Below are 1,260 nucleotides of genomic sequence, written 5' to 3' on the forward strand. Positions count from 1 at the left end.
GACCGCGTCGACTTCATGCTGTCCATCGATCCCTACCTCAACGAGACCACCCGTCACGCCGACGTCATCCTGCCGCCGCCTCCGCCGGCCCGCAGCGCGCACTTCGACGTCGCACTGAACAACCTCGCGGTGCGCAACAACGTCCGGTACTCCTCGCCGGCACTGCCGACCGACGGTCGGCCCGACGAGCCCGAGATCCTGTCCCGGCTCGCCCTGATCCTCTACGGCATCGGTGCCGACGGTGACCCCGCGCTCGTCGACGCGCAGGTGATCGCGACGACGCTGGCGAAAGAGGTCGCCGACGCCGACTCACCGGTGGCGGGCCGCGACGTCGAGGAGCTCACCTCGATGCTGTTCGACGGCCCCGGCTATGAACGCCGGCTGGACATGATGCTGCGGCTCGGACCCTACGGCGATGCCTTCGGTACCAAGCCCGACGGGCTCACCATGGAGCGGCTGAAGGCCAACCCGCACGGGATCGACCTGGGGCCGCTGAAACCGCGGGTCCCCGAGGTCCTGCGAACCCCGAGCGGGCGAATCGAACTCGCACCGGAGCCGATCGTCGCCGACGTGGCGCGGCTGCGCGAGGCGCTCGGCCGCACGGCGGGCGGGTTCCTGTTGATCGGCAGGCGCCACCTGCGGTCGAACAACAGCTGGATGCACAACCTCCCGGCGCTGTCCGGCGGCTCCAACCGGTGCACGCTGCAGATCCACCCCGATGACGCGGCGGAGCTGGGACTGACCGACATCGCCGTGATCAAGGGCCCGGGCGGTGCGCTGCTCGCCCCGATCGAGGTGGACGACGGCATGCGGCGCGGCGTGGTCTCGCTGCCGCACGGTTGGGGTCATGACCGCGGCGGTACCGGTCAGGAGCTCGCGGCCGGCCGGCCCGGCGTGAACGTCAACCAGCTCAACGACGGCACCCATCTGGACCCGTTGTCGGGCACAGCGGTGCTCAACGGCATCCCCGTGGACATCGCGCCGGCCGGCTAGGTCAGAAACTTCTTGTTGACTTCGAGCTGGCGCAGGATTTTTGCGGGTAGCCGTGTGCGTGGTTTCAAAGTCAACGGGGATCAGTCGGGGGCTAGGTCAGCTCCCAGATCACGGTCACCGAGAAGTTCACCGTCTGCTGACCGGGTTCCAGCGGAACCGCTTCCATCGCCGCGCGCGGCATCGGAGTGGGCGTGGGCGGGGTGGAACCGCCGGACTGCTCGGATATCGAGATCACCTTGCCGAGGTGCATTCCGGACAGCCCGGCGT

At 69.0% G+C, this 1,260-nt stretch carries 2 protein-coding genes; one reads left to right on the forward strand and one right to left on the reverse strand.

The window, feature by feature from the left end; translation table 11 throughout:
* Nucleotides 1-993, forward strand: a 993-nt coding sequence (locus ACWGPE_RS18940) for a molybdopterin dinucleotide binding domain-containing protein (RefSeq protein ID WP_452049304.1), incomplete at its 5' end; no start/stop codon positions are given.
* 91 nt (nt 994-1,084) lie between these two features.
* Here the strand turns inward: ACWGPE_RS18940 and ACWGPE_RS18945 are convergent.
* Nucleotides 1,085-1,252: an SIMPL domain-containing protein gene (locus ACWGPE_RS18945; protein WP_452049305.1), complete on the reverse strand. Its 168-nt coding sequence runs from the start codon at nt 1,250-1,252 to the stop codon at nt 1,085-1,087.
* Nucleotides 1,253-1,260: the final 8 nt, after the last annotated feature.

It is taken from the genome of Agromyces sp. NPDC055658, from assembly GCF_053618155.1.